This is a genomic window from Curtobacterium sp. VKM Ac-2887 (genome assembly GCF_015350935.1).
In the GTDB taxonomy this organism is placed as follows: Bacteria; Actinomycetota; Actinomycetes; order Actinomycetales; family Microbacteriaceae; genus Curtobacterium.
This window is the reverse complement of record NZ_JADKSB010000039.1, coordinates 1-6,853: the sequence shown is the minus strand read 5'-3', so window position 1 is coordinate 6,853 and position 6,853 is coordinate 1. Positions and strand designations below refer to the sequence as shown.

Sequence of the window (6,853 nt, the reverse complement as noted above, 5' to 3'; positions counted from 1 at the left end):
CTTGGCCATGATCGACATCCTTCCACCGAGGACCAAGTCCTCAGAGGTCAGGAGTCAACCCAACCTGCAGCAGTCCCCACCAAGCTGTGCCTGTGCGTTGCCGAGCGTGGTGTGTGAGCCCTGAACCTGATTGTCGTTCGTGTGGAGCTCGTACTGCTCGTTGCGCTGCACGCGGCCGACGATGATCCCGTCGGCGTGGGCAGTCCAGTCGTCGCCCGGTTCGTGCTGCTACACGATGTGTTGCGGTCGAGCCATGCGTCTCAGCTTCCGGTAGTCGCCTTCGCGAGAATCCGCGAGCTAGCGACGCTCTCACGGTAGGCGACCGGACTGTGCACGCTGGCAGGCGAACGAGTCGCGTCCTCGCGCAGTGTCTAGTGCGCCCCGTCGCTGCTGTGCCGGCCATCAGAGGGCTGTGGCCGGTGTGGTTGGGCGGGGAGCCCACCACTTCCTGTCGGGTCAGGTCAGGTCAGGCGCGTGGGCGCGTGGGCGCGGCACGCCGTTGCCCCGCGTGAAGGCCAGAGTTACCCTCGGCTATGCGAAAGATGTCAGCAGTCATCGTTTTAGCTGTCTCCGCAATCCTGTTCATGTCGCTCGCGGCGCACGCGGATCCTCCTGGCTGGAAGACCTACACCGAGCCGACTCGTTCTCAGTGTGAAGCGTCTCGGAAGGCTTTCCAGTCGGCTGGATACCAAGTGACGGGTTGCCACCCCATCCTCAGCGATCAGTGGTACTTCCAATATCAGTGATCTGATTCCGACGCCTCTGCTCAGCCGACCGAGTGACGGCCAGGTCGACGGCGTCATCCTCGTCGGCTCCTGAGCATGCCTCGCGCTCGAACACCACCGACCGAACCCCAACGAATCGGCGTTTCGGTAGCCGATCGGTCAGCGAGACACCTTGGTCAACTCCGCCGGCGTCCGTACGGCGGGAACGTCATCCGCCCAGAGAACGACGATCGGTGCCGACGCAGCGCATCCCCAGGCCAGTCCCGAATCGCATGCCACCGGTCATGCGCTGCCTCCGTCGACGCCGGCCACTCCCCCGCGGACACCACCTGACTGACCCGGCCCGGCGTCAACGCAGCTGCGTCCGCGATCACCGCCTTCGCGAACAGGTCCGCCACCTCGTCGATGTGCGGATCGTAGCCAAGCATCGCCAGGACCCAGTGCGTCCACTGCTCGGGCTTCCGCCCGGCGAAGCCATCAGGCGTGAAGAACACCGACACACGGTTGTCGCGTCGACGCCCGAGGGTGGCTACATGACAGAGAACACAGACCCCACGACCATCGCTACAGCCCGGGACTCGCTCGGCCTGTGGCTCACAATGTGGAACACCGACGGCGACATCGCGCGACAGATCTGCGCCGAGGACTTCCGAATCCATTTCGCTGTGACCGAACCCGATGGGTCCACCCCCGCGGACGACATCCGCACCGCAGAGGACTTCGCCCGGTATCTCGGCTGGTGGCATGGGCAGCACGCTGGTGCCGTTTTCACGAGCGTCGCCGACGCCATCGACGGCCGTCACGGCCGACTGCTCTGGGACCTGCAGGTGGGCGGCATCCACGTCGGCGGCGTCGATGTCTTCGATTTTGCGGATGACGGCCGCATCAGCCGGGTCTGGTCCGTCGGTGGACAACGGAGCATGCGGAGCTGACCCGGTTTCATGCTCGACCGCCACTGACAGAATGAGGCCATGAAGCGGGCCGAGCGACAGTACGCCCTCGTTGACCTGCTCCGAGGAGCACGTCGACCATGGTCCTCCGCTCGGCTCGCGGACGAACTTCAAGTGTCTTCTCGGACCATCGAACGCGACATCGGATCGCTGCAACTTGCTGGTGTTCCCATCTACGCAGACCACGGAGCGACGGGTGGTTACTCGATTCTTCCGGACTACTCGCTGCCACCGTTGAATCTGTCTGCCGCTGAGTCGCTGGCGATACTTGCTGGGCTCGCGCTGCTTGAGTCGTCGCCGTATCAGGGGGCCGCCCGTCGCGCACGTGCCAAAATTGCCGCCGTCATGAACGAGGACCATCGGAAGCCCGTGCAAGAGATCCTCGGAACGATCCACGTCATCGAAGCCGTCGCGGAAACGGTTGACGCCGTGCCACTCGCAATGCTGTCGGACGTGATCGCCGCCCGGCGAGTGGTGCGGCTCTCTTACGCGGCTGAGACCGAGGACGGCAACCCGGACCGCGCCACCAGCACGATCCGTGACGTCGAGACCATGGGCTTGCTTCGCGCAGGCGATGCCTGGCTGCTCACCGGATGGTGCCGGCTCCGGCAGGCGATCCGCGGTTTCCGTATCGACCGCATCACCCACCTCGAGATACTGGACGAAGTGCCACCGAACAGGGACCCGACGCTCCTCGAAGCCGACCTCGCCCGGTGGCAGACACGACGCCTCGCCTAACGAGCCGCTTCCGGCCACGCCACCGGGCGTCGCCATCTCTTCACTCCCTACAAACGTCCAAGCCGAATCGTGACCGAGTGCGGAGGCACCTCAGCGCCCCCTGTTGCACGGCCCGGCCGAGAGTCCGATACCGGGGACAGGCATCGTCCTGGTCCTCACCCGTCGGATCGCTGGAGCGCTACGAAGAACGCGTGGATGTCGGCGGCAAGAAGTTCGGGTTCTTCGTGTGCGGCGAAGTGGCCGCCACGAGGCATCTCCGTGAACCGCTGCAGGGCGTAGGTCCGCTCAACCCATTGCCTCGGTGGCCGTGAGAGGTCCGCGGGGAACACGGCCACTGCCGTCGGAACGTCGACCCGCCGGACCGGCACGCTCAAGCCCTGCCCGTGTTCGAAGTACGGTCGGAACGAAGTCGAGATGGTGTTCGTGAACCAGTACAGCGACGCCTGCGTGAGGATGAACTCATCACTGAAGCGACTGCTGAGTTGGCCTTCGCTGTCACTCCACGCGCGGTACTTCTCGACAATCCACGCGAGCAGTCCCACCGGAGAGTCCGCCAAAGCCGGGGCGAGGCTCATCGGCCGAGTCTGCTGCTGGTGTTGGTAGCCGCCCTCAGCTGCCGTCCACCGTGCAATGGCGGCCAAGTGCGACCGCTCGGCATCATCGAGCGATTCGGAGTCGTAGTCGGCGGGCCCGGAGACGGCGAGGAGATGAATGCCGACGACGGACTCCGGGTGCGCCTCCCCAAGCCGAGACGTCACACCGGCGCCGAGGTCACCCCCATGCGCGCCGTAGCGTTCGAACCCGAGCTCGTCACGCATGAGCCGATGCCAGAGCTCATGCGTCGGGAGGTCGGCGGGGAATGTGGGACGCGCCGGCGTGAACGTGAAACCCGGAAGGGAGGGAACGATCACGGTGAACGCCGGCCGTGTGGGGTCGCCGAATGTAGCAGGATCCGAGAGCCGCCGTGCAAGGTCGACGAGTTCGAGGAACGTGCTCGGCCATCCGTGCGTGAGCACGAGTGGCGGTAGCTCGGCGTCGCCAGGACTCGTCGCGACGGCGTCGAATCGGAGGTAGTAGACGGCTGTGCCCCCGATGTCGGTGATGAACGACGGCAACGCGTTGATCATGGCCTCCTGCGCCCGCCAGTCGAACGCTGAGGCCCAGTGGGCGGCGAGACGCCGCAGCTCGGAGGGATCAGTGCCAGCATCCCACCCCGAGGCTCCGATCGGTGTAGCCCAGCGCGTGGTGTCCACCCGACGGCGAAGATCCCCGACCTCTTCCTCGGGCACTCGGAAGGCGAACGGTACAGATGTCATGGGAGTTCCGTCTCGGAGATTGTTGAGCGTGAGCGTGTGCGAGGGCGGATTGCGCGGGCGAGGACCATCGCGATGATGAGAAGCGGGACGCCGACAGTGGGCAGCGCGTCGGTCAGTCCGGTGAGTTTGGCGGCGAGCCCGATTCCCGGAGGGCCGACGAGATACCCCGCGTACGCGAGGGACGTCACGACGCTGATGCCGGACGCTGCCGCAGGTCCCTCGCGTCCAACAGCCCCGACGCACAGCGGTATCCCGATCGAGATGCCAAGGCCCCAGAGCACCACCCCAATCGGCGGCCCTGCAGGAAGCGGCAGCAGAGCGTACGTCACGATGCCGACCGCGCTCGTCCCAGCTGCGGCGCGCAGCAAGTTTGAACTAGCGAATCGGTCGGATAGCGACCCGGCGAACCAACGTCCTGTCGTCGTCGACACCAGAAACAGTACGTACAGAAGCGTGGCAACCGCGACCGCGAGGCCACGATCGCGCGAGGCGGCAATAGCGATCCAGTTGCTGCCCGCACCCTCCATCACGGCGAAGGTGAACGCGACCACCCCAACCACGAACGTCTTCGGAGCACGGAATCCTCCTACCGCGGCTCCGACGCCATCCTTCCGTCCCGAACCGCCGCTGGCGCCAGTGTCGCCGCGCAGGCTCACAATCACCCCGACTCCGCCGATGCTGTTCCCTGCGACCCATTGCATCGCCAGCACCACGGTGCAAATAACTCCTGCAAGGTGGACCGACACCGGCACCCGGCATGCGATCGCGAGCCAGCCGAACACGCCTCCAGTGATTGCCCCCACGCTGAACGCGGCATACGCACGCGCCAGCAACGATCGACCGGTTCGGGCCTCCAGGTCGGTGACGGTGACAGCCACCGCAACGTCCCACAGCCCGGTGATCATCCCTAAGCAGGACAACCCCAAGGCGAGAAGTACCCACGAGCCCACGGCGAAGGCGACGGCAACACAGCCCAGAGACGCAGCAACAACGAAGGCTCCACCGCGAAGGACGCGCGCTGTGCCCCACCGCCCGATCAGCAGACCCGCGAATGGCAAGACGACGACACCCGCGAGGGCGACAAGCGCGAGCAACAAGGCGAATGACGACGGTTCGATGCGAAGCCGCCGCACAAGTTCCGGCGATCGCGCCGTCCAACTGGACACCGAAACACCAAGGACCGTGAAGCTCATATTGGCGGCCCACACGGCACGCCCCACCACGGCGCCGCCTCCCGCCGATTGCGGCCGACCAAAACGGAAGCCTCCGAGTGAGGAATTCGCCCTCATGTCCGTCCCGACCACTGCGGCACGACGGGGTCAAGGACAGAGCGGATGACCGACTCATCGACCGGAGTGGTGGACAGCAGCGACTGGAGGATCATGCCCTCCAACAGCGCGTCCAGGCGCGCAGCATCCAAGCTGCCGACGTGCGCCGCAAGCGTGGCACGGCTCTGGAGCGTCCACGCCTCCACAAGAGGACGAAGACCAGGCCGGTGCAACGCGGCGAGATGCAGCTCGAAGCCGAGAGCAGCGGAACGTGAACGTGCAGCCCCCCCAACGACAAGCCGCACGAGGACGTTCATCAACTCGTGCCGGGAGCCAACACCCATGAAGAGATCCGCATAGACATGGTTCTGCTCGTCGACGAAAACCCCGAAGGCGCGTTCGACCACATCCTCGATCGAGGCAAAGTGATACGTCACGGAGCCGAGTGGGACGTCGGCACGCTGGGCAATCGCTCGGTGCGTCGCGCCAGCAACTCCAACGACGGCAATGCACTCCACGGCCGCCGTCAGGATCCTCCGAGCGCGGTCCGGATCCGATCTGCGCTGCCGACGCTCTGGCTGCTCGCTGCGCTGGGACCGACTAGTGCCATCGTGAGCCATAAGAACAACTGTACACAAGTACTCCCGTTGCTGGTGTCCACGATCAATCCCTTCATGACCACATCGCGCGCGGCTGCTCGGCATCCCTGTTCACGACGCCGCATGAAGTCCGCTCACTCGAAGTCGGACGCCCGGCTTCCGGAGCGAAACAAGCGATCCGCTGCCGCACGCTCTCCGAGCGCATCCGCACCCGTGAAGTGTGGGCAGCGCCGCTCGATGTCGGTGTTTCCGCGCCGCTTGATGTCGTCCGCGCCCGTTCGCGCCGCTGGCTCCACGGCAGTGTCGTCGGGTCCCAAGGGCGCGCGGGCTGCGGGAGTGTCAGAGACTCGCTGTCGATGCCGAAATTGTGGGAAGCGGTCGGGGATTGGGGGTCAGTAGTCCGTCGAGGATTACGGCTAAGTAGCGCTGCCCGAGTTCGGCACGGGTGCCACTTGCTGACGGTTCGACGATGTGCGTGGGCGCACATGCCAGCAGCACTATGTCGACTGGTGTGATGTCAGCACGGACTGCGCCTGCCTGCTGGGCCCGGGCCAAGAGGGCGGACACGATGCCGAGGAATCGGTCATGTAGGTCGTCCCACGTTGGCGTGCTCCTGCCTGCGCGCAGCAGGAACTCCACGCCGTGCTGTCGGCGGCGCTCGGCGCTCATGGCCATGAAACTGAAGAGGGCTTCGACGGCGTCGTCAAGCTCGAGGAGTTGTCGCCCCTCTGTGACGAGGTCATCGACGTGCCGTTCGACGATCGCGGCGAGTAGGTCGTCCTTGGTCGCAAAGTGCCGGAAAAATGTGCCCTTTCCTACTCCGGCGCGAGCTGTGATGTCCGCGACGGATGCGTCCGGACCCGAAGCCGCGAACTCGTACTCGGCTGCCGCAAGCAACGACTCACGGTTCCGAACGGAGTCTGCGCGCGCGGGCCGCGAAGGAAGTGTCATGGCGTGAGCCTACCAAAGTTGACCGTGTGGTCCGTTTATGACACAGTATCTAGACGGACCACGCGGTCCGTTTGATATAAGGATATGGACTAGTCATGACACGAACCAAGATCGCTGCGACGTTGCTTGTCGTCGCGGGAGCAGGATTTCTCGTTGCCGAAGCCGTCGCAGCGTCGGCTTGGACGACGCCCGGGTACTCGTACGCGGCGAACTACATCAGCGACCTAGATGTAGTTCCCCGGGACGTTGTGAACGGGTGACGTAAGTGAAGACCTCCGGGACGATGTGAGTTACCACACACCACGT

8 protein-coding genes are annotated in these 6,853 nt (G+C 65.1%); 3 read left to right on the top strand and 5 right to left on the bottom strand.

All coding sequences use genetic code 11. The features are described from left to right. Positions 1 to 901: 901 nt before the first annotated feature. Positions 902 to 1,219 (bottom strand): hypothetical protein, encoded by a 318-nt coding sequence (locus ITJ69_RS21130; protein ID WP_194673829.1) that lies wholly within the window; start codon positions 1,217 to 1,219, stop codon positions 902 to 904. Between the two features lie 105 nt (positions 1,220 to 1,324). Here ITJ69_RS21130 and ITJ69_RS21125 point away from each other — a divergent pair, with 105 nt between their 5' ends. Continuing rightward, positions 1,325 to 1,657, top strand: a complete 333-nt coding sequence (locus tag ITJ69_RS21125; protein WP_194673828.1) for a nuclear transport factor 2 family protein — start codon at positions 1,325 to 1,327, stop codon at positions 1,655 to 1,657. Positions 1,658 to 1,696: 39 nt separating this feature from the next. Next, entirely contained in the window at positions 1,697 to 2,413 is a 717-nt protein-coding gene (locus ITJ69_RS20055) for a helix-turn-helix transcriptional regulator (protein WP_194673827.1), read from the top strand. Between the two features lie 155 nt (positions 2,414 to 2,568). On the opposite strand, the gene ITJ69_RS20050 is transcribed toward ITJ69_RS20055, so the two are convergent. The 4 genes from ITJ69_RS20050 to ITJ69_RS20035 all read right to left on the bottom strand — a co-directional run bounded on the left by ITJ69_RS20050 (position 2,569) and on the right by ITJ69_RS20035 (position 6,547). After that, a complete protein-coding gene (locus ITJ69_RS20050) occupies positions 2,569 to 3,729 on the bottom strand; it encodes an epoxide hydrolase family protein (RefSeq protein WP_194673826.1) in 1,161 nt (386 codons plus the stop codon). After that, the gene (locus tag ITJ69_RS20045) at positions 3,726 to 4,922 is read right to left on the bottom strand and encodes an MFS transporter (RefSeq protein WP_194673825.1); all 1,197 of its coding nucleotides are present in this window, start codon (positions 4,920 to 4,922) and stop codon (positions 3,726 to 3,728) included. The genes ITJ69_RS20050 and ITJ69_RS20045 overlap by 4 nt, the downstream gene beginning before the upstream one ends. A 92-nt stretch (positions 4,923 to 5,014) precedes the next feature. Beyond that, positions 5,015 to 5,617, bottom strand: coding sequence for a TetR/AcrR family transcriptional regulator (locus ITJ69_RS20040; RefSeq protein ID WP_194673824.1), 603 nt, complete (start codon positions 5,615 to 5,617; stop codon positions 5,015 to 5,017). 318 nt (positions 5,618 to 5,935) lie between these two features. Beyond that, positions 5,936 to 6,547: a TetR/AcrR family transcriptional regulator gene (locus ITJ69_RS20035; protein WP_194673823.1), complete on the bottom strand. Its 612-nt coding sequence runs from the start codon at positions 6,545 to 6,547 to the stop codon at positions 5,936 to 5,938. Between the two features lie 95 nt (positions 6,548 to 6,642). Here ITJ69_RS20035 and ITJ69_RS20030 point away from each other — a divergent pair, with 95 nt between their 5' ends. Next, complete coding sequence (locus tag ITJ69_RS20030) at positions 6,643 to 6,807, top strand: hypothetical protein (protein WP_194673822.1); 165 nt, start codon at positions 6,643 to 6,645, stop codon at positions 6,805 to 6,807. Positions 6,808 to 6,853: the final 46 nt, after the last annotated feature.